The sequence below is a fragment of the Candidiatus Paracoxiella cheracis genome (assembly GCF_049348705.1).
Taxonomy (GTDB): Bacteria; Pseudomonadota; Gammaproteobacteria; order Coxiellales; family Coxiellaceae; genus Paracoxiella; species Paracoxiella cheracis.
Genome location: NZ_CP186485.1, coordinates 1,835,236 through 1,855,958 on the forward strand (window position 1 = coordinate 1,835,236; position 20,723 = coordinate 1,855,958).

At 43.0% G+C, this 20,723-nt stretch carries 19 protein-coding genes and 2 pseudogenes; 14 read left to right on the forward strand and 7 right to left on the reverse strand.

Translation table 11 applies throughout. The annotated features are described in order from the left end of the window. Positions 1 to 189: 189 nt before the first annotated feature. Positions 190 to 1,362, reverse strand: coding sequence for a hypothetical protein (locus ACJMKR_RS09665; protein WP_423062874.1), 1,173 nt, complete (start codon positions 1,360 to 1,362; stop codon positions 190 to 192). Positions 1,363 to 1,803: 441 nt separating this feature from the next. Beyond that, positions 1,804 to 1,974 carry a hypothetical protein gene (locus ACJMKR_RS09670; RefSeq protein WP_423062875.1) on the reverse strand — a complete coding sequence of 57 codons (171 nt, stop codon included), beginning with the start codon at positions 1,972 to 1,974 and terminating at the stop codon, positions 1,804 to 1,806. A 311-nt stretch (positions 1,975 to 2,285) separates the two neighbouring features. Here ACJMKR_RS09670 and ACJMKR_RS09675 point away from each other — a divergent pair. Beyond that, positions 2,286 to 2,537: pseudogene (locus ACJMKR_RS09675) on the forward strand (transposase); the annotation flags it as partial. A 293-nt stretch (positions 2,538 to 2,830) separates the two neighbouring features. Here the strand turns inward: ACJMKR_RS09675 and ACJMKR_RS09680 are convergent. Then, positions 2,831 to 3,805 (reverse strand): annotated as a pseudogene (locus tag ACJMKR_RS09680) (IS5 family transposase); the annotation flags it as partial. A gap of 208 nt (positions 3,806 to 4,013) precedes the next feature. Here ACJMKR_RS09680 and ACJMKR_RS09685 point away from each other — a divergent pair. The 5 genes from ACJMKR_RS09685 to ACJMKR_RS09705 all read left to right on the forward strand — a co-directional run bounded on the left by ACJMKR_RS09685 (position 4,014) and on the right by ACJMKR_RS09705 (position 8,694). After that, the gene (locus ACJMKR_RS09685; protein WP_423062876.1) at positions 4,014 to 4,250 is read left to right on the forward strand and encodes a PspC domain-containing protein; all 237 of its coding nucleotides are present in this window, start codon (positions 4,014 to 4,016) and stop codon (positions 4,248 to 4,250) included. A gap of 71 nt (positions 4,251 to 4,321) precedes the next feature. Next, a complete protein-coding gene (locus tag ACJMKR_RS09690; RefSeq protein ID WP_423062877.1) occupies positions 4,322 to 5,683 on the forward strand; it encodes a sodium-dependent transporter in 1,362 nt (453 codons plus the stop codon). 24 nt (positions 5,684 to 5,707) lie between these two features. Continuing rightward, the gene (locus ACJMKR_RS09695) at positions 5,708 to 7,141 is read left to right on the forward strand and encodes a M20 family metallopeptidase (RefSeq protein WP_423062878.1); all 1,434 of its coding nucleotides are present in this window, start codon (positions 5,708 to 5,710) and stop codon (positions 7,139 to 7,141) included. Further along, positions 7,125 to 7,874: an MFS transporter gene (locus ACJMKR_RS09700; protein WP_423062879.1), complete on the forward strand. Its 750-nt coding sequence runs from the start codon at positions 7,125 to 7,127 to the stop codon at positions 7,872 to 7,874. The genes ACJMKR_RS09695 and ACJMKR_RS09700 overlap by 17 nt, the downstream gene beginning before the upstream one ends. Further along, complete coding sequence (locus tag ACJMKR_RS09705) at positions 7,849 to 8,694, forward strand: IS6 family transposase (protein ID WP_423062880.1); 846 nt, start codon at positions 7,849 to 7,851, stop codon at positions 8,692 to 8,694. The genes ACJMKR_RS09700 and ACJMKR_RS09705 overlap by 26 nt, the downstream gene beginning before the upstream one ends. Here ACJMKR_RS09705 and ACJMKR_RS09710 read toward each other — a convergent pair. Continuing rightward, a complete protein-coding gene (locus ACJMKR_RS09710; protein WP_423062881.1) occupies positions 8,666 to 9,478 on the reverse strand; it encodes a calcium/sodium antiporter in 813 nt (270 codons plus the stop codon). The genes ACJMKR_RS09705 and ACJMKR_RS09710 overlap by 29 nt on opposite strands. Before the next feature lie 21 nt (positions 9,479 to 9,499). After that, a complete protein-coding gene (gene clpB, locus ACJMKR_RS09715) occupies positions 9,500 to 12,079 on the reverse strand; it encodes an ATP-dependent chaperone ClpB (RefSeq protein WP_423062882.1) in 2,580 nt (859 codons plus the stop codon). A gap of 255 nt (positions 12,080 to 12,334) precedes the next feature. Between clpB and ACJMKR_RS09720 the strand changes: the two genes are divergently transcribed. Further along, a complete protein-coding gene (locus ACJMKR_RS09720) occupies positions 12,335 to 12,757 on the forward strand; it encodes a class I SAM-dependent methyltransferase (RefSeq protein ID WP_423062883.1) in 423 nt (140 codons plus the stop codon). A 103-nt stretch (positions 12,758 to 12,860) separates the two neighbouring features. On the opposite strand, the gene ACJMKR_RS09725 is transcribed toward ACJMKR_RS09720, so the two are convergent. After that, positions 12,861 to 13,229 (reverse strand): hypothetical protein, encoded by a 369-nt coding sequence (locus tag ACJMKR_RS09725; RefSeq protein WP_423062884.1) that lies wholly within the window; start codon positions 13,227 to 13,229, stop codon positions 12,861 to 12,863. A gap of 196 nt (positions 13,230 to 13,425) precedes the next feature. Here ACJMKR_RS09725 and ACJMKR_RS09730 point away from each other — a divergent pair, with 196 nt between their 5' ends. Continuing rightward, positions 13,426 to 14,271: an IS6 family transposase gene (locus tag ACJMKR_RS09730; protein WP_423062880.1), complete on the forward strand. Its 846-nt coding sequence runs from the start codon at positions 13,426 to 13,428 to the stop codon at positions 14,269 to 14,271. A gap of 26 nt (positions 14,272 to 14,297) precedes the next feature. On the opposite strand, the gene ACJMKR_RS09735 is transcribed toward ACJMKR_RS09730, so the two are convergent. Further along, entirely contained in the window at positions 14,298 to 14,738 is a 441-nt protein-coding gene (locus tag ACJMKR_RS09735) for an acetyl-coenzyme A synthetase N-terminal domain-containing protein (RefSeq protein ID WP_423062885.1), read from the reverse strand. 122 nt (positions 14,739 to 14,860) lie between these two features. Here ACJMKR_RS09735 and ACJMKR_RS09740 point away from each other — a divergent pair, with 122 nt between their 5' ends. The 6 genes from ACJMKR_RS09740 (at position 14,861) to ACJMKR_RS09765 (ending at position 20,719) form a co-directional block, all read left to right on the forward strand. After that, entirely contained in the window at positions 14,861 to 15,520 is a 660-nt protein-coding gene (locus ACJMKR_RS09740) for a head GIN domain-containing protein (protein WP_423062886.1), read from the forward strand. Positions 15,521 to 15,591: 71 nt separating this feature from the next. Further along, on the forward strand, positions 15,592 to 18,426 hold the full coding sequence (ileS, locus tag ACJMKR_RS09745; RefSeq protein ID WP_423062887.1) for an isoleucine--tRNA ligase: 2,835 nt from the start codon (positions 15,592 to 15,594) through the stop codon (positions 18,424 to 18,426). Continuing rightward, positions 18,423 to 18,929: a signal peptidase II gene (gene lspA, locus ACJMKR_RS09750; protein ID WP_423062888.1), complete on the forward strand. Its 507-nt coding sequence runs from the start codon at positions 18,423 to 18,425 to the stop codon at positions 18,927 to 18,929. Before ileS ends, lspA begins: the two co-directional genes overlap by 4 nt. Positions 18,930 to 18,953: 24 nt before the next feature. Further along, entirely contained in the window at positions 18,954 to 19,442 is a 489-nt protein-coding gene (locus ACJMKR_RS09755; RefSeq protein WP_423062889.1) for a hypothetical protein, read from the forward strand. Between the two features lie 65 nt (positions 19,443 to 19,507). Next, positions 19,508 to 20,080: a DDE-type integrase/transposase/recombinase gene (locus ACJMKR_RS09760; RefSeq protein ID WP_423062890.1), complete on the forward strand. Its 573-nt coding sequence runs from the start codon at positions 19,508 to 19,510 to the stop codon at positions 20,078 to 20,080. Between the two features lie 33 nt (positions 20,081 to 20,113). Then, positions 20,114 to 20,719 carry a thiamine pyrophosphate-dependent enzyme gene (locus ACJMKR_RS09765; RefSeq protein ID WP_423062891.1) on the forward strand — a complete coding sequence of 202 codons (606 nt, stop codon included), beginning with the start codon at positions 20,114 to 20,116 and terminating at the stop codon, positions 20,717 to 20,719. Positions 20,720 to 20,723: the final 4 nt, after the last annotated feature.

The following is a 20,723-nucleotide window of genomic DNA, read 5'->3' on the forward strand; positions in this document are numbered from 1 at the left end:
AACATTTTAGCCATGATTTGTGCCGCCGTTTTCGGTCGGAAAACGATTCCGAACTTCATCGGCGGCACCGTGCAGGCTGTGGTAGGTGGGTTCAGAAAATCTCAGTTGCCTGTTTTGCCAAATCCTGAGGACACTACGAAAAACTAAGGCAGTCTACACCAGCCTAGTTTGTAGTAGTCAACCCTTAATCTAACGTGCACCAAAGACTACGCTTTCGCCCTGATCTTTTTCTTCACCCCAATACTCTGTGTCCTCACTTGGATTCGCAAATAATATTGTTTCGCAACATCCCCGCTTGGCGTTCTGCTTTTGAAGATAACGCTTTAAATCATTTTCAGAACCACTAGGTATATGTATTTTCTGCTTGTTTACAACCTTGAATCCTTCACTATGTGACTTATTAGCAAACAATCCATTGGGATTAGTACTTTGGAGGTTAGAAGGACTGGCAAGGCTGCGTATGGGTAGAGTAGTGTTACTATGGAACTCGTTGCCGCACTCCTCGAAAAACGAAGATCGCTGACTATCGGGATGACTATAAAGGGTACTTTCTCGAAACTGAACCTGGTCCATTAAAATAGCTCCGATATGATTCACGCAACCTTGAACACCAGTTCTGACATTTTTAGGGGCCGGGTTATCACGCTTTTTTAACTTGGTCCTTGCACTCTGCAGTTCCGCGCATAAAGTAGAATGTGCTTCTGATGTGTAGTTTGATTCTTCCAATTCTTCCAAAGAACAAGCCCCCATCGAAGTGATAAGTGTATTAACACTAGGGGCGGCAGGTAGGGGCAACAGGCCACTACTGCTACTGTCTTCGGGTTGTGGACTGGAAGCACAGTCCTGCAGTTGGGGGTTTCGTCTTCGACTCTTAGTATGAGCAAGATGCCCTGCAAATAAAGGAGAATCAAATGGTGCATAAACCCCCTGTCTACGCAAATCACATGGTTCATAAACCCCCTGTCTACGCAAATTATTCTGCGTCGTTCTTGAATTGGAAGGTAAGCCGTCCTTAACCCTACTCTCCTGTATACCACGACAAGCTGAGGCTTCGAAGTGTGCGGCCATGAACGCTCGTCGAGCTTGCTCTAGAGCGGCCAACTCCTTTGCACTGTTTTTGGATGCTATCATGGAGCGTTGTATTGTACTAATTAGCTCCCCCTGATCACGAAAGGCATCACTTTTTAACGTTCTAGAATCAAGGGGTAATTGCGCAAGAACACCCTCAGCGTAACTCTGACAATCCAGCAGGAATAGCATTTTCTTTTTTATTCTTTTAGCTGATAGGATGTTAGGCTCTGAACCTGATGCACTATGCTTTACAGTAGATGCAGGGTGCTCATCAGTATTTTGTCTATTCATATTTTCCTCACTTAATTTTTTCTTAATGGGGCGCTTTATTTAGGGCTTAAGTGTAAAACAACGCGCCCTAATCATTGCTCACGAAAATAAAGTACAAAAAATTTCACTATTTAACCAGTTAAGGAAAAATTAATTTTTCTATTTTTTTCAATGAAAACGAGGGTATTTACCAGACCTCCTGCGAAACTAAAAATTGAACTTTTGGCTTCCAATAAAAGCAATTACTTGCGTCGCTAAAATTGTTCAAAATTTGATTTTCACAGAAGGTCTAATTTTAAATGCAAATATTATGAGCCCCTGCTCTGTCTAATTGAAATCTCAGATTCAATCACTTATGATGCACTTTAATGCGGTTCTGGCCAAAATCGTTAGACAATGAAAGTGTTATAACCAACTAATTATGTTTAATTTTACATGACTAAATGGCTTTGTTGCCTAACCTCACGGCTTTGTCTGTGTCGCAAAATTTAGGCGCAACGATAACTCGCCGGCATTCCTAGCCGTGTCATTCGATGCGCGCCATGGAGAGCGAAGCGAAGGCGCGTATTCCGCGGTAGGCTCGGATTTTTTGCCGAGCGTAAGCGACTGCAAAAAATCTTTACGAGCCGTCAAGTCATTTGAGAGCCCGTGCGTAGTCGAGCCGTGAGGTCGCGGAGCGCGGGCGACGAGGACGTCCGCGGCTATTTAAGTTGTCGCGTATTGCGAGTCGATTATTGACAGGGATGGCAATAATCTATCACGAGCATCGCGACACGCTTGTTATTTAAAACACCACAACCGATCATTGATTCGATTTTTTGCCGTACAAAATCTCGAGCATGTAACGGGCTTTGTTGCCTAACTAAAACATGAACAATCTATGTAATTTTTGCTGTCTATATTATAATCAGCACCCCAGGATTTTCAAGCAGAAGGCGGTTCATATGCCAAATAAATATCCAAACAAAAAAGGCTGGACGATTCCCAAGCAGAAATACAAGGTGAGCAATTGGCGTGAATATAATAATGCATTACGCAATCGTGCCAATATTGAAATCTGGATATCCGATGATATTATTCATTCGTGGTATGAAAAAGATCGTGTGTATGATGGCAAAGGCGCACCCCAAAAGTTCACGGATCTTGCGATCATTACGTGCCATGAAATTCGGCAAGTTTTTCGTTTAGCGTTGAGGCTTTGTTGCCTAACCTCACGGCTTTGTCTGTGTCGCAAAATTTACAAGCGTGTCGCGATGCTCGTGATAGATTATTGCCATCCCTGTCAATAATCGACTCGCAATACGCGACAACTTAAATAGCCGCGGACGTCCTCGTCGCCCGCGCTCCGCGACCTCACGGCTCGACTACGCACGGGCTCTCAAATGACTTGACGGCTCGTAAAGATTTTTTGCAGTCGCTTACGCTCGGCAAAAAATCCGAGCCTACCGCGGAATACGCGCCTTCGCTTCGCTCTCCATGGCGCGCATCGGGCGCAACGATAACTCGCCGGCATTCCTAGCCGTGTCATTTTATTTAACACACCACAACCGATCATTGATTCGATTTTTTGCCGTACAAAATCTCGAGCATGTAACGTACTACCCAATATTCTTTTGTAGCGTTGAATCGCCAACTCTGAATAATTCCGATAACCGTATTGTCTTATTCGTTGCCAAGCCATTCGGCCCAATGCTTTTAGTTGCTTAACATTACCATTACGTTGTGTATGATTATTTTTATCATAAACAGCATCACTATCAGGCGGCATTATTATAGCGGCTCCTTTAAAGTAATTTGATAATATTTCATAAACAGGATTCTTATCGTAGGCACCATCGGCGCTGACATGGCCCACTTTGCAAGTAAGTTGCTTTGATAACGTTGCAACGCTTTGGCAATCCGCCGTAAAGCGATCCGTTAAATCATTACCATGAATAATATGTTTATTATCAACGGCTATATGCAATTTACGCCAACTCCGTTTGGCTGATAATGTATATGTTTCCTGATGCCATTCACCTCTGCCAAACCGTTTTAACCCAGTGGAGTCAAGGGCGATAGCCACAACGCTTTTATCTGCCGATTCCGTTTTCCTGTAACGAGGCGACTGAATAGTTAAAAGCGCTAACCGTTTTGACAAGCAACTGTAATCCGGTGATTTTATATTAAGGGCTTTCATCTTGAAAATTGAATTCATAAACCCTTGACATTGCCTCAACGCTAAACGAAAAACTTGCCGAATTTCATGGCACGTAATGATCGCAAGATCCGTGAACTTTTGGGGTGCGCCTTTGCCATCATACACACGATCTTTTTCATACCACGAATGAATAATATCATCGGATATCCAGATTTCAATATTGGCACGATTGCGTAATGCATTATTATATTCACGCCAATTGCTCACCTTGTATTTCTGCTTGGGAATCGTCCAGCCTTTTTTGTTTGGATATTTATTTGGCATATGAACCGCCTTCTGCTTGAAAACCCTGGGGTGCTGATTATAATATAGACAGCAAAAATTACATAGATTGTTCATGTTTTAGTTAGGCAACAAAGCCATGCGGACAATTCATACCGGTAGTCTCACTCAATCGTTCATTAAATGGACGAACAAAATACAGCATAGACTGAGATTTTACAAAACCCTATTCTACGTATATGCTAAGAATATGGATATTGAAACACCTAAAAAACGTTTATACCGCTCTCGTAAAGAACGCATGATCGGCGGCGTTTGTTCGGGCCTCGCAGATTACTTCAACATCGATCCAACCTGGATGCGCATTATCTTCGTCGTGCTTTTAATCGTCGCGTTCAGTACGTTTTTTGCCTATATTATTCTGTGGATTATAATTCCAGAAGAACCGATCAAAACCCCTAGCGATTCTCCACCACTCGGCCCCTAATCTCTTGCGCTTCAAACACCCTAGTGCCAGAATGATGCCCCACGCATAACGCTAAGGCAGTACAATTCAACATGGACAAATCCATTAGCAAACCACTTCAAGACCAATGGTCGTCTAAATGGGCCTTTATCCTTGCGGCAACGGGTGCGGCGGTCGGATTAGGCAATATCTGGCGCTTTCCCTATATGGCCGGCGTTAATGGCGGCAGCGCCTTTGTTATCATTTATCTGATCTGCGTAGTTATAATTGGGTTAACCATCATGACGGCTGAAATCCTTATCGGCCGTCGTGGACGACGAAATCCAATCGATTCACTTGCTGTTGTGGCTGAGGAAAATGGCCACTCTAGGCATTGGGGAATTTTGGGTTTGTGGGGCGCATTTGCATTGCTACTCGTCTTGTCTTTCTATAGCGCTGTGTCTGGCTGGTGTATTGCCTACTTATTTCGCAGCCTTAGTGGTGAATTCACACATTTAAACCCCACTCAAATTAGCCATATTTGGCAGGATTTTTTATCTAACCCTTGGCATTTGTTAGGATGGCACACGCTGTTTATGGTGATGACGATGGGCGTGATCGTTTGCGGCGTCCAACAGGGTTTGGAGCGCGCCACCAAAATTATGATGCCCTTGTTGTATGTTATTTTGGCTGTCCTTGTGATTTATGCAGCGATCATTGGGGATTTTGCAAAAGCGGCGCATTTTTTATTTGATTTTAATATTCATAAAATTACAACTAATGTTGTTATCTCTGCCATGGGGCATGCGTTTTTTTCGTTAGCCCTTGGTGCGGGTGCGATGTTGATGTATGGCGCTTATGTCCCTAAAAAAGTGAATATTACTAATGCCGTTATCATTGTTGCTGGATTGGATGTGTTGGTGGCGATTTTATCTGGATTAGCGATTTTCCCTTTGGTTTTTGCTTACCATTTGCCACCACAATCAGGCCCGGGCTTGATGTTTGAAATCTTACCCATTGCTTTTGCAAAAATTAGCGGGGGTGCCATTATTGGTGGATTATTTTTTATTTTGCTGATTTTTGCTGCGTGGACTTCTTCAATTAATTTGGCAGAACCGTTAATCACTATCACCATGGCGCGCCTGAAAGTAAAACGAAGCATCGCCGCACTCATGATCGGTGCTTTAGCTTGGTTGTTAGGCATCGGCTCACTGCTTTCATTTAATGTTTGGCAGCACGTGAAATTTTTTCATGTTTTCAGCGTATTCGATGCTGCAACGGCAATACCCATGGACGTTATTTTACCTCTCGGCGGTTTAGGATTTGCCATTTTTGCCGGATGGATCATGAAAACCCGCGAAACCCGAAATGAGTTGCAATTGACTAAGCCGATCATTTATCATGTTTGGCACTTCCTTGTGCGCTATATAGCGCCAGCGGGTATAATAATCATCTTTATAAGTTCCATCTGGTAATCAGTCTTCTATCGGGAAACAGTAATGAGCACACAGTACATCGAAAAAAACGCGAAAAAAATCTATGAAGAAATATCAAAAACCTGGGACGACAGCATCATCCCCGAATTAGTCGAATATATCAAAATTCCCAATAAATCCGTTCATTTCGATCCTGACTGGAAAAAGCATGGCTACATGGATAAAGCGATGGCGCTCATCAAAACGTGGTGTGAAAAACAACCTATTAAAGGCATGAAGTTAGAATTGCATGAAATGGAAGGTCGCACGCCACTTTTATTTATCGAAATCCCCGGAGAAATCGATGAAACCGTTTTGCTGTACGGTCACATGGATAAGCAACCCGAAATGAAAGGTTGGGATCCAGACCTTGGTCCGTGGAAACCCGTTTTAAAAGACGACAAGCTTTATGGTCGCGGTGGCGCGGACGATGGTTATTCCTCTTTTGCGTCCTTAACCGCTATTGCTACGTTACAACGTCACAATATTCCCCATGCACGTTGTGTTGTGATTATCGAGGGCTGCGAAGAAAGTGGCAGTGCTGATTTACCTTTTTATCTCACCAAATTAAAAGATCGTATTGGTAATCCGAATTTAGTGATTTGTTTGGACACCGGCTGCGGTAATTACGAACAGATGTGGAGCAGCACCTCCTTGCGCGGCATTGTCGCCGGTAAATTAAACATCGAAATGTTAACGAATGGTATTCATTCAGGCGTTGGCAGCGGCGTTGTACCTTCAACTTTTTTGGTGTTGCGCCAATTGTTAAATCGCCTCGAAGATCCGAATACCGGCGGAGTGATTTTAAAAGATTTAATGGTCGATATACCTAAACACCGCGTTGAACAAGCACGTCAAACTGCAGAAACCGTTCGGGATATCTTTTTTAACTCATTTCCATTTCTGCCTGGTGTAAAACCAATAACAGACGACATCGCCGAGCTTTTGCTGAATCAAACCTGGCGACCACAGTTGTCGGTGATCGGCATGGATGGGTTACCAACCACGGCTAACGCCGGCAATGTTACTGTGCCATCTTTAACGGTTGGCATCTCTTTTCGTGTACCGCCTACGTGTGATGTCGAAAAAGCGACCGCCGCCCTTAAAAAAGAGCTCGAACGCGATCCACCTTACCATGCAAAAGTAACGTTCGAACCCGATACACCCGGGACCGGCTGGGAAGCACCTAAGTTAGAGGAGTGGCTGAAAAAAGCTAACAATGAAGCCTCCATGCAATTTTATGACAAACCGGCTGCTTATTTTGGTGAGGGTGGCAGCATTCCATTCATGGGCATGCTTGGCAAAATGTATCCCGGCGCACAGTTTTTAATTACGGGAGTATTAGGCCCAAAATCCAATGCACATGGTCCTAATGAATTTTTGCATATTCCTATGGCAAAAAAGATCACGGGTTGTGTTGCATCTGTTTTAGCTGCGCATTATGAACAGTTTAAATAACAAAGCTAGCCGACTGATTCCTTTATTTCTCGTTATTTTTATCGATTCACTGGGATATTTTTTGGTGATCCCCGTGTTGTTGCGTTTATTTATTCATGGCGAATATGGATTACTCTCACCATCCACAAGTTTAACCACTCGCAATTTGCTCTATGGCATCACAGTCACGCTATCGCCATTAGCATTTTTATTGAGTGCCCCTATTATTGGTAACGTCTCTGATCGATACGGGCGCAAAAAAACGATGTTTTGGTGTTTGGTTGGCTCTTTCATAGGATTTATTTTGCCGATTATCGGCATTCTAACGGGCAGTTTAACTTTATTGCTGTTAGGGCGCTTCATCGCCGGTGCATCATCAAGCAGTCAACCGGTAGCTCAAGCGGCAATTGCGGATTTTACCACCGGCAAACAAAAAGCTTTTTACCTTGCCATGATCGGATTTGCGATGACACTCGCGATGGTGTTAGGCCCTTTAGGTGGCGGTTATTTATCCGATTCACATCTTGTTAGATGGTTTAATGTGATGACGCCGTATTGGGCCGGTGTTGTTTTGTCGTTAATTAATATCGTTTTATTGCTGATTTTTTATCGCGAACAACCCAGTGAGCAGAAAAAACTACATCTGACGTCTGCTAGCGAATCGCTAAATGTATTATTCACCATTATCGGCAAATCGAGCGTCAGCCGGTTTTGTAAAATCTCAGTCTATGCTGTATTTTGTTCGTCCATTTAATGAACGATTGAGTGAGACTACCGGTATGAATTGTCCGCATTGTGATTCAAGTGTTACAAAGGGTTTAAAAAAGCTGACGTCTTTAGGGTATAAACAGTTTGTTTGCAGTGATTGTGGTAAGCAATTTAATCAACGCAGTGGCACAGCGTTGAACTTTATCATGTATCCAACGGATGTGGTTAGGACGGTAGTTCAGTATTATTATCAGTTTAAAGTCAGTCTCCACGATGTAGTTGCGTTAATGGTGATGCGGGGTTTTCATGTAACGCATCAAACGGTTCATAATTGGGTGCATCGTTTTGGTCCGGCGCTTGGGATGAGATTACGGGCACGCCGGTATCAAAAATCCAATGACCGTTGGCACGTCGATTGTACTTATTTACGTATTGAAGGCCGTTGGTGTTATTTTTACAGGGCGATTGATGAAAAGGGCGATTTGATCGATGTCTATTTAAGTGATGTACGAGATCAGCAGGCCGCAGAAAACTTCTTCAAGCAGGCGGCTAAAACGAGTGGCATTTATCCTGAGCAAATCACGACTGATAAAGAGCCCGCCCTTTATCCTGCGATCCAAGCTGTCTTTGGTGAGTATACCGACCATCGGGATAATAACTATTTGAATAATCGTATTGAGCAATCCCATCGAGGCATCAAATCACATATGCGTGTGATGAAGGGATTCAAGAATATATTTTGCGCATTACGGTTTTGTACAGTCTTTGAAGAAATACAGCAGTTTTTTAGAGAAAAAAATAAAAATCTCAGGACAATTCTATCTAAATTTCAAACCTTCAATCAATTATTCCAACAAGCTTTCTGAATAACTCTATTATAGAAGCATATGAGTCAATAGTTGACTGAGTTTTTAAAGAACCTCCAATCGCAATATCATGTTCCTTTTTCAAAGCGCTTGTAATGGTTGCTGCAAATTCAGGTAACGATGTACCGATAGTTACGATGGTTAGACCAATCACTAAGTCACTAATCCCTATCAATTTAGCAGCACCCACAGCACCATTCACTAATAAGTCTGAACTTAAAAACAATAAACCTAAACCGATAACCCACCATACAATAGCGATAGACGTTTTCATTTTTACAGGTTTCTCGGCTTCATGCTCTTTAACTTCCTCGAAAAGAATATCCCCTGATTTTGGAATCGAAACAGATACCCAATAAATATGCAATGCTAATATTACTAATAAAATAATGCCGTCGAACCTAGAGAGATAACCGTTCCATAATAAAACTCCTGCCAATATAGAAATGATAATTAAAATCGGAAATTCACGCTTGATTAAACGGGAATGTACGTTTATAGGCAGGATGAGTGTAGCCAACCCCAAAACCAAGCCAATATTAGCAATATTAGAACCAATCACATTACCAATCGCAATTTGTGATTTATTGTGAAAAGCAGCGATTGCTGATACAACAAGCTCTGGAAATGAGGTACCAAAGCCCACAAGCAAAATCCCCACCAATAATGTAGGCAATTTAAAGTTTCTAGCCAGTGCTGCCGAAGCAGCAATAAATCGATCTGCCCCTAACGCAAGCAACACAACACCAACAACAATTTGAACGATGATCCAAGCGATTGACAAAGTTACTCCTAACCCTTAAATTTATCCCTTCTTAAATGCCAATTTATCATCTTGCTTTTCAACTTTTATAGTATCACCCGGAATAAATTTACCGCGCAATATAGCTTCAGATAAAGGATTTTCAAGGTATTGTTGCAATGCTCGCTTTAATGGTCGAGCCCCATAAACAGGGTCATAACCTAGCTTCGCTAAAAAGTCCAAAGCTTGATCAGTAATTTCAAGTTGATAGTCTTTTTCTTTTAGACGTTTTTTAATTTGCTCAATTTGTATTTGCGCAATATCACGGATTTGATCTTCTTTCAGCGAATGGAACACCACGCTTTCATCAATGCGGTTAATGAACTCTGGACGGAAATTTTGTGACACAACTTCCATCACTGCAGCTTTCATTTTATCGTATGCCTCACCCGCAAATTCCTGAATGATTTGAGAACCTAAATTCGACGTCATTACAATGACGGCATTGCGAAAATCCACCGTGCGACCTTGGCCATCGGTCAAACGTCCGTCATCCAACACTTGCAATAAAATATTAAATACGTCGTTATGTGCTTTTTCGACTTCGTCTAACAATATTACGCAATACGGTCGCCGACGCACAGTTTCCGTTAAATAACCTCCTTCTTCGTAACCCACATACCCTGGCGGCGCGCCAATTAATCGCGCAACAGAATGTTTTTCCATAAACTCAGACATGTCGATGCGCACCATCGCATCTTCAGTATCAAACAAAAACCCTGCCAAGGCCTTACATAATTCCGTTTTACCGACACCCGTCGGCCCCAAAAACAAAAAAGATCCAATCGGGCGCTTGGGATCGGACAATCCAGCACGCGAACGACGAATCGCATTGGCTACTGCACTTACTGCCTCATCTTGGCCAATAACGCGCTTGTGTAACTCTTCTTCCATTTGTAATAATTTTTCACGCTCACTCTCCAACATTTTCGACACTGGAATATGCGTCCATTTCGAAACAACTTCAGCCACTTCTTCATCGGTGACTCTATTTCGCAACAATTTATGTTCTTTGGGTTTATCTTCTTTTTTGGAGGCTTCTTGAAGCTTTTTCTCTAAATCTGGAATCACACCGTATTGCAGCTCGGACATCCGCGTTAAATCGGTGGCGCGTCGCGCTGCTTCTAGTTCGATACGTGCCTGCTCCAATTCTTCTTTAATTTGTTGCGAACCTTTTAACGATGTTTTCTCGGCTTTCCAAACTTCCTCTAAATCTGAATAGTCTTTTTCGACTTTTTTGATTTGCTCTTCGAGATCGATCAGTCGTTTTTTCGATGCCTCATCCTTTTCTTTTTTAAGCGCTTCTCGCTCGATTTTTAACTGAATGAGTCGACGCTCCAAACGATCTAATTCCAAGGGTTTCGAATCCATTTCCATACGAATTTGACTCGCTGCCTCGTCAATCAAATCGATAGCTTTATCCGGTAAATTACGGTCAGTAATGTAACGTTGAGATAATGTTGCCGCTGCAACAATAGCCGGATCTGTAATTTCAACGCCGTGATGCACTTCATAACGTTCTTTTAATCCGCGTAAAATGGCGATGGTATCTTCTACTGTTGGCTCATTCACTAATACTTTTTGAAAACGCCGTTCTAATGCGGCATCCTTTTCAATATATTGCCGATATTCATCGAGCGTCGTTGCACCAACACAATGTAATCCACCTCGCGCTAATGCGGGTTTTAGCATGTTCCCTGCATCCATCGCACCTTCGGCTTTTCCTGCACCCACCATCGTATGAAGCTCGTCGATAAATAAAATAATTTGGCCTTCTTGTTTTGCTAGTTCTTTTAATACCGATTTTAAGCGCTCCTCAAATTCACCACGGAATTTGGCACCGGCGATGAGCGCTCCCATATCTAAAGCTAACAAGCGTTTGTTTTTTAATCCTTCTGGCACTTCACCATTTACAATACGTTGTGCCAACCCTTCAACAATCGCCGTTTTACCCACGCCCGCTTCACCAATGAGCACAGGGTTATTTTTCGTGCGACGTTGCAAGACTTGTATCGTACGACGAATTTCTTCATCACGACCAATGATCGGATCTAATTTACCGACTTCAGCACGTTCCGTTAAATCAATAGTGTATTTATCTAAGGCTTGCCGCTGACCTTCTGCGCTTGCTTCAGTGACACGCTCACCTCCACGCATATTTTTTATTCCTTCTTCAACTTTCTTTTTATCAACGCCCGTTTTTTTCAAAATATCACCTAATCGGCCTTTGGCTTCCAACGCAGCCGGCACAAATAATTCTGATGAAATATATTGATCGCCATTTTTCTGCGCATACTTGTCCATTAGTGTCAGTATCGGCGCTAATTCGCGCGAAACATGGACTTCACCGGCCGCACCTTGAACCTGTGGTAGCGCATCAATTGCCTTGTCCAACCCATCCACAAGGATTGCCATGTTGGCACCGGACTGCTGCAACAAGGGCGCAACCGTGCCATGCTCCTGCTCCATCAAAACCTTCATGACATGGACAGGCTCAATATATTGTTGATCCCGGCCGACAGCCATTGATTGTGCGTCGGCAAGAGCTGTTTGAAACATCGTGGTAAATTTGTCCATTCGCATAAGGTACTGTCTCCGGTTATCTGCGCTACTCTCAGTATGTTTGGGCACGTTAGCGGCATTTCAACTACATTTATTATATAGTGACGATAAGGGGTATCCAATACAGATGTGGTCCTTCTATAAAGCGTTGTTTAAAAGTCCAAGAGCCGTAGGCGCAGTGTTCCCTAGTTCACTTTTTTAGCTCGCGCGATTGCCTCTTATGTACCCAAAGACCATACAGGCCTCATTGTAGAGTTGGGCGCAGGCACAGGCGTTGTGACCAAAGAATTATTAAAACGCGGCATCGATCCAAAACGACTTATTCTTATTGAGCATTCTAGACATTTAACCAATCAATTAAAAGAACGCTTTCCCAACGTAAAATCAATTCACGGCAGCGCCACACACCTAGTGAACTTGCTCGGTGAGCAACGCCATGATGTTGAGACGATCGTTTCAAGCTTGCCCTTGTTAACATTACCCAAAACTGTCACTGAGAAAATCGTCACACAAATCGATCAAATTATTAAGCCACATGGCATTTATATTCAGTACACGTATGGATTACAAAAAAGTATTTTTGAAAAAAAAGATCGTTATATTAAAACAGCTACTCACCGAGTTTGGCTTAATTTACCACCTGCTCGAGTTGACGTTTTTACTGTTAAAGACACTGAGCCTGATTTATATCAGTCCTAGCAAACCTCTCTAGAAATTGTTTTTAAAACCCAAAAAACATTTTATTTATTTCAATTGCTTGGTTTACGAAATTGGCTTTTTTAGAAGTGTCCACAGTGTTTTTTTAAGGCCCTGTAGTCGGGTTGCTATTTTTTTCAAAGCAATTTTTAATTAAAATGGGCATCAGTGCTTTTGCACCTGCAGGATCCAGATGAGACATGTCAGCAAAATATTCCTGATGATTCTTAAATACCGCTGTTAAGTTCACAAAACTGATATGGTCACTCTGAGCAAGTTTTTTTACATAGTTAAGCGAATAATTGTAAATAGACATATTGTTAGCTATTTCAATAAAGTCATTTGCGTGGGGAAATACTACCAAACAAACATCCGATGCGCGCCATGGAGAGCGAAGCGAAGGCGCGTATTCCGCGGTAGGCTCGGATTTTTTGCCGAGCGTAAGCGACTGCAAAAAATCTTTACGAGCCGTCAAGTCATTTGAGAGCCCGTGCGTAGTCGAGCCGTGAGGTCGCGGAGCGCGGGCGACGAGGACGTCCGCGGCTATTTAAGTTGTCGCGTATTGCGAGTCGATTATTGACAGGGATGGCAATAATCTATCACGAGCATCGCGACACGCTTGCACGAGCATCGCGACACGCTTGCTGTCTGGTTTTGTAAAATCTCAGTCTATGCTGTATTTTGTTCGTCCATTTAATGAACGATTGAGTGAGACTACCGGTATGAATTGTCCGCATTGTGATTCAAGTGTTACAAAGGGTTTAAAAAAGCTGACGTCTTTAGGGTATAAACAGTTTGTTTGCAGTGATTGTGGTAAGCAATTTAATCAACGCAGTGGCACAGCGTTGAACTTTATCATGTATCCAACGGATGTGGTTAGGACGGTAGTTCAGTATTATTATCAGTTTAAAGTCAGTCTCCACGATGTAGTTGCGTTAATGGTGATGCGGGGTTTTCATGTAACGCATCAAACGGTTCATAATTGGGTGCATCGTTTTGGTCCGGCGCTTGGGATGAGATTACGGGCACGCCGGTATCAAAAATCCAATGACCGTTGGCACGTCGATTGTACTTATTTACGTATTGAAGGCCGTTGGTGTTATTTTTACAGGGCGATTGATGAAAAGGGCGATTTGATCGATGTCTATTTAAGTGATGTACGAGATCAGCAGGCCGCAGAAAACTTCTTCAAGCAGGCGGCTAAAACGAGTGGCATTTATCCTGAGCAAATCACGACTGATAAAGAGCCCGCCCTTTATCCTGCGATCCAAGCTGTCTTTGGTGAGTATACCGACCATCGGGATAATAACTATTTGAATAATCGTATTGAGCAATCCCATCGAGGCATCAAATCACATATGCGTGTGATGAAGGGATTCAAGAATATATTTTGCGCATTACGGTTTTGTACAGTCTTTGAAGAAATACAGCAGTTTTTTAGAGAAAAAAATAAAAATCTCAGGACAATTCTATCTAAATTTCAAACCTTCAATCAATTATTCCAACAAGCTTTCTGAATAACTCTATTATAGAAGCATATGAGTCAATAGTTGACTGAGTTTTTAAAGAACCCGCAGGCAAGCATTGCAATAGCCGCTTCAGGAATCATTGGCATGTAAATGCAAACACGATCGCCTTTTTTAACGCCGCGTTTTTTTAAAACGTTAGCAAATTGACAAACACTACGATGTAATTCTGAATACGTGATATGTTTTGAATGACTGAGTTCATCACCTTGCCAAATAATGGCAGTTTGGTTGGCGCGTTTTTCGAGATGGCGATCCAAGCAGTTGTAACAAGCATTGAGTTGTCCGCCTTCATACCAACGTGTGTCATGAGTTGCAAAACTTCCGGTTAAAACGGACGACCAGGGCTTTATACAGCTAACAAATCGATCTGCTTGATTGGCCCAGAATGTTTCAGGATTGTGAATGGATTGTTCGTATAGTTCGTCATATTTCGTTTTACTGAGATAGCCTTCCATGCAGTTTCCTCTATTGGAAATAGGTTGAGGTTAATCAGTATACCGTTTGATTGGCGAGCGCATCAAGAATCGAGTATCATATTGAGATACAGATATTTAATTACAAACAAGGAGGTTTGGCGATGAAACGATTAATCCAAATAGGGGTTATTCTCTGTTCAATATTTTTAGTGGTTGCTTGCGGTAAGGAAAAAGTGAAGGGCAGTGGCCATATCACGACACAAAGTCGAGTGTTGACATCATTTAATCATATCAGTGCTAACGGCCTGATAGATTTGCAAGTCACGGCCAATCAATCCCAATCCGTTACCGTCACGACTGATAATAATATACAGCCGTATGTCATGCTGACGGTCAACAACGGTACACTCCAAATTTCCACAAAGCGGGATTATCAACTGCTTCCAAGCAGGCCAATTCAGGTCGTGGTTTCGGCGCCCAAATTGAAAAGCATTGCGACAGCCGGTGCTGTTAAAGTCAGTGTCGCGAACATCAATGACAAAACATTTGGTCTTCATTGCAGTGGTTATAGTCAGACGATGTTGGCGGGTGAAGTGGATAAAGTTTCTATTGGTATCGATGGGGCTGGAGAGGTCGATGCACGAAAGCTAGAGGCTAAAGAAGTGAATTTAGATGTCACTGGTTCGGGTAAAGCCATGGTGAGTGTATCGAAAAAGCTTAATGTTAAAATTTCGGGCACTGGTCGGGTCACTTATTACGGTAAGCCGCCCATCATCAATCAAGCTGTGTTTGGTGATGGTAAGATACAGAAGGGCGATTAGTTAGCTGCTATCGTCCTCCCCCCTTGCATTTTGTCGCAAAATCCTTTATCAACATGGGTTCCCCATGATTGATGGCTCAACTGACGATGACAAAAGATTACAAAGATACCCTTAATTTACCCAAAACTGCTTTTCCCATGAAAGCAAATTTACCCCAGCGCGAGCCGGAAATGCTCAAACGTTGGCAAGAATTTAATCTTTATGAAAAAATTCGTGAGAAGCGGCTTGGGCAACCTAAATTTATTCTTCACGATGGGCCTCCGTATGCCAATGGGCGTCCTCATTTGGGCACAGCGCTCAATAAAACGCTCAAGGATATCGTTGTAAAATCGAAATCGTTATCGGGCATTGATGCGCCTTATGTGCCGGGCTGGGATTGTCATGGGTTGCCGATTGAAATCAACGTGGAGAAAAAAGTCGGCAAGGCAGGCGATAAATTGTCAGCTAAAGAATTCCGCCAAGCGTGCCGCGAGTACGCAGAATCTCAAGTTCAATTGCAATCTGAAGACTATCAACGCTTAGGTGTGCTCGGCGATTGGAAAAATCCGTATCTCACGATGGATTTTGTTTATGAAGCTAACACCGTTCGTGCGTTATCGAAAATTATTCAAAACGGTTACTTGGTGCGCGGTCAAAAACCGGTGCATTGGTGTACGGCGTGTGGATCTGCGTTGGCAGAGGCTGAGGTGGAATATCGCGATAAAGCATCTTCGGCAATCGATGTAGGTTTTGAAGCTATCGATTCTCAAGCCATCATGCAAAAATTCAATGTAAAAAACGCAGACGTTCGCGTTGTCGTCCCCATTTGGACCACCACACCGTGGACACTGCCTGCTAACCAGGCGGTGTCGTTGCATCCAGACTTACACTATGCGTTAGTAAAATGTTCTTTTCAAAATAAGCCCACATATTTCGTATTAGCAAAAGATTTAGTGGATTCCGTCATGCAACGATACGGCATCGACGACTACGAAGTGCATGGCAACGTGGAAGGAAAAATTTTAGAGGGACTGCAATTACAGCATCCTTTTTTAGATCGCACCGTGCCGATTATTTTAGGTGAGCACGTCACGACTGATGCCGGCACGGGTAATGTGCACACCGCACCGGCGCATGGTTTAGATGATTATTTTGTCGCTCAAAAATATAAACTGTCGATCGATAATCCCGTCGATTCACGCAGTTGTTTTGTGCAAGGCACGCCGATTGTGGCAGGGTTGCACGTTTTTAAAGCGAACGAACCGATTATCGTCACGTTAGCCGACAGCGGTCATTTGCTGCATCAAGAAAGTATTCAACACAGTTATCCGCATTGCTGGCGTCACAAAACGCCGCTGATTTTTAGAGCCACTCCGCAGTGGTTCATCGGCATGGAAAAAAATAATCTGCGTGAAAAAGCATTGGCTGCGATCGCAAAATCTAAATGGATGCCAAAGTGGGGTGAAGCCCGCATCAGTAAAATGGTGGCCGATCGTCCGGACTGGTGCATTTCCCGTCAACGCGTGTGGGGTATTCCAATTGCCATTTTCGCGCATAAAGAAACGGGTGAATTACACCCCGACACACCCGCATTAATGGAAAAAGCTGCACAGCTAATTGAAAAACACAGCGTCGATGGATGGTTTGATTTGGATCCGAAGGAATTATTGGGTGCAGATGCAGACAACTACGATAAAGTGACCGACATTTTAGACGTGTGGTTTGATTCAGGCATCACACATTTTTGTGTGTTAGCACAGCGACCCGAACTCGGAGTGCCCGCTGATCTTTATTTAGAAGGTTCAGACCAGCATCGCGGTTGGTTTCAGTCGTCATTGTTGACGGGGATTCCAATTCGTAATGAGGCCCCGTTTAAATCTGTTTTGACACACGGCTACGTTGTAGATGGCAAGGGTCGAAAAATGTCGAAATCATTGGGCAATGTGATTCTGCCAGCTGATGTCGTAAAAAATATGGGCGCAGATATTTTGCGACTGTGGGTTGCATCATCTGAGCACACTGTAGAAGTCAACGCTTCCGATGAGATTTTAAAACGTGCTTCAGATGCATATCGTCGTATTCGCAATACGGCACGATTTTTATTGTCGAATTTATATGACTTTGATCCCGAGAAAGATTTAGTGCCCGCTGAAAATATGGTGGCGCTTGATCAATGGGCCGTTGCAACGACAATGGCGATGCAAGAAAAAATAATTGCTGCCTATGATCACTATCATTTTCAAAAGATTTATCAGCTTATTCATAATTTCTGCACAGTACAAATGGGTAGTTTTTATCTCGATATTATTAAAGATCGTTTATATACGAGCAAAGCAACAGGCGTGCCTCGGCGTTCTGCACAAACGGCGTTATATTACATCACCGAAGCGCTTGTGCAGTTGTTAGCACCCATCACGAGCTTTACTGCCGATGAAATTTGGCAGTTTATGCCTGGGAAGCGTGAAGCGTCGGTATTTTTGTCGTCGTGGTATCGTGATTTTCCTGCATTAAAAGAAACCGAAGGTGAGCTTGAGCGATGGCAATGGCTCATGCAGGTGCGAGACGAAGTGAATAAAGCCTTAGAGGCCTGTCGTAGTGAAGGGCGTATTGGATCGGCATTGGATGCAGAAGTTGTTTTATATGCCGATGATGATGCGTATAAAAAACTCTCGGCACTCGGTGGTGAGCTACGATTTTTATTAATTACTTCCGATGCAACCGTGCTCCCAAAATCAAAACAAGATCCTGCGGCAGAAAAAACTGCTTTGCCAGAATTGACCGTTAAAATTAATGTCTCTAGCAATAAAAAATGCGTTCGCTGTTGGCAATGTCGAGTCGATGTAGGCACCGATCCAGAACATCCTGAGCTTTGTTCACGCTGTGTCGAAAACGTTTATAGCGACGGTGAAAAGCGAGAGTTCGCATGACAAAATCCGCGGCTAAGAAAGCATGGGCCTGGTTGTGGCTGAGTGCATTAATCATTGCGTTGGATCAAATTACTAAATACCTCGCTATGCATCACTTGGAATTTGGTCGGCCGGTTAGAATACTGCCGTTTTTTAATTTCACCTTAAATTATAATCCCGGTGCAGCGTTTAGTTTTTTAGGCGCACAAGGCGGTTGGCAGGTTTATTTTTTTGCGGCGATTTCGCTGATTGTTGCGGTAATTTTGCTTGTATGGTTAGGTCGCATTAAACGTTCAGATGGATTGATGGCAGCGGGGGTTAGTTTAATTATAGGTGGTGCGCTTGGTAATTTTATCGACCGCATACGCTTAACTTACGTTATCGATTTTTTAGATTTCCATATCAAAAGTTGGCACTATGCGACATTTAATATCGCAGATAGTGCCATTTGTGTCGGTGCGTTTCTGCTGATTTTGCGTGTGTTTTTATCGCCAAGGAAAAAAAGTGCCACTACCAACAATTAATGGGGTTTTGTAAAATCTCAGTCTATGCTGTATTTTGTTCGTCCATTTAATGAACGATTGAGTGAGACTACCGGTATGAATTGTCCGCATTGTGATTCAAGTGTTACAAAGGGTTTAAAAAAGCTGACGTCTTTAGGGTATAAACAGTTTGTTTGCAGTGATTGTGGTAAGCAATTTAATCAACGCAGTGGCACAACGTTGAACTTTATCATGTATCCAACGGATGTGGTTAGGACGGTAGTTCAGTATTATTATCAGTTTAAAGTCAGTCTCCACGATGTAGTTGCGTTAATGGTGATGCGGGGTTTTCATGTAACGCATCAAACGGTTCATAATTGGGTGCATCGTTTTGGTCCGGCGCTTGGGATGAGATTACGGGCACGCCGGTATCAAAAATCCAATGACCGTTGGCACGTCGATTGTACTTATTTACGTATTGAAGTGTGTCGCGATGCTCGTGATAGATTATTGGCATCCCTGTCAATAATCGACTCGCAATACGCGACAACCTAAATAGCCGCGGACGTCCCCGTCGACAGCGCTCCGCGACCTCGCGGCCGACTGCGCACTGTCTCCAGATGACTCGACGCCGCCTACAGATTTTTGCCACTCGCTACGCTGCCTACGGAACTCCGTTCCTTCGGCACTCCGCTCTGTCAAAAATCGGCGGCTGCCGCGGAATACTCGCCATCGGCTTCGCCTCTCCATGGCTCGCATCGGAAGGCCGTTGGTGTTATTTTTACAGGGCGATTGATGAAAAGGGCGATTTGATCGATGTCTATTTAAGTGATGTACGAGATCAGCAGGCCGCAGAAAACTTCTTCAAGCAGGCGGCTAAAACGAGTGGCATTTATCCTGAGCAAATCACGACTGATAAAGAGCCCGCCCTTTATCCTGCGATCCAAGCTGTCTTTGGTGAGTATACCGACCATCGGGATAATAACTATTTGAATAATCGTATTGAGCAATCCCATCGAGGCATCAAATCACGTATGCGTGTGATGAAGGGATTCAAGAATATATTTTGCGCATTACGGTTTTGTACAGTCTTTGAAGAAATACAGCAGTTTTTTAGAGAAAAAAATAAAAATCTCAGGACAATTCTATCTAAATTTCAAACCTTCAATCAATTATTCCAACAAGCTTTCTGAATAACTCTATTATAGAAGCATATGAGTCAATAGTTGACTGAGTTTTTAAAGAACCCTATTTATTGTGTGGATGCTGGTTCTGTCAGTTTTTGGGGAAACAATCATTTAACGCTCAACGGCAAACAGCGATTCATGTGGTCGACAAATTTAGGCTCCCTCGGATTTGGATTAACCTCGGCGATCGGCGCACAATTTGCCTATCCCGACCGGCGCGTTATTGTGTTAAGTGGTGACGGTGGTTTTGACATGTTAATCGGCGATTTTGCGACACAAGTAAAATACAATCTTCCGATCGTTAATGTCGTTTACAACAATTCAGAATATGCGTTTATTGAATTAGAACAAGAAACGCAGGGTTTTCCGGTGTTTGGCACAAAATTTAAAAACCCGAATTATGCTGATTTAGCCAAAGCTTATGGTGGTGATGGTATTAAAGTAACCGCGTATGATGAATTAGAAGATGCTTTAAAAACAGCATTTAAATCCAAAGTCCCTTTTATCATCGATGTGCTCGTCAATCCCAAGGAATTATATATTCCACCCGTATTTTCACCCAAAATGGCCGCAGGTTTTGCAGAATCGATGGTAAAAACCTACGTGGATGAAACATTTTTTAAGGGTGCGTTCCAGCAAGATTAGCACT

Excerpts from the sequence above, each read along its gene's own strand:
- ileS (WP_423062887.1), top strand. The coding sequence starts at position 15,592 with ATGGCTCAACTGACGATGACAAAAGATTACAAAGATACCCTTAATTTA.
- ACJMKR_RS09695 (WP_423062878.1), top strand. The coding sequence starts at position 5,708 with ATGAGCACACAGTACATCGAAAAAAACGCGAAAAAAATCTATGAAGAA.
- ACJMKR_RS09730 (WP_423062880.1), top strand. The coding sequence starts at position 13,426 with ATGCTGTATTTTGTTCGTCCATTTAATGAACGATTGAGTGAGACTACC.
- ACJMKR_RS09665 (WP_423062874.1), bottom strand. The coding sequence starts at position 1,362 with ATGAATAGACAAAATACTGATGAGCACCCTGCATCTACTGTAAAGCAT.
- ACJMKR_RS09685 (WP_423062876.1), top strand. The coding sequence starts at position 4,014 with ATGGATATTGAAACACCTAAAAAACGTTTATACCGCTCTCGTAAAGAA.
- ACJMKR_RS09760 (WP_423062890.1), top strand. The coding sequence starts at position 19,508 with ATGACTCGACGCCGCCTACAGATTTTTGCCACTCGCTACGCTGCCTAC.
- ACJMKR_RS09700 (WP_423062879.1), top strand. The coding sequence starts at position 7,125 with ATGAACAGTTTAAATAACAAAGCTAGCCGACTGATTCCTTTATTTCTC.
- ACJMKR_RS09705 (WP_423062880.1), top strand. The coding sequence starts at position 7,849 with ATGCTGTATTTTGTTCGTCCATTTAATGAACGATTGAGTGAGACTACC.
- ACJMKR_RS09740 (WP_423062886.1), top strand. The coding sequence starts at position 14,861 with ATGAAACGATTAATCCAAATAGGGGTTATTCTCTGTTCAATATTTTTA.
- ACJMKR_RS09755 (WP_423062889.1), top strand. The coding sequence starts at position 18,954 with ATGCTGTATTTTGTTCGTCCATTTAATGAACGATTGAGTGAGACTACC.
- lspA (WP_423062888.1), top strand. The coding sequence starts at position 18,423 with ATGACAAAATCCGCGGCTAAGAAAGCATGGGCCTGGTTGTGGCTGAGT.
- clpB (WP_423062882.1), bottom strand. The coding sequence starts at position 12,079 with ATGCGAATGGACAAATTTACCACGATGTTTCAAACAGCTCTTGCCGAC.
- ACJMKR_RS09735 (WP_423062885.1), bottom strand. The coding sequence starts at position 14,738 with ATGGAAGGCTATCTCAGTAAAACGAAATATGACGAACTATACGAACAA.
- ACJMKR_RS09690 (WP_423062877.1), top strand. The coding sequence starts at position 4,322 with ATGGACAAATCCATTAGCAAACCACTTCAAGACCAATGGTCGTCTAAA.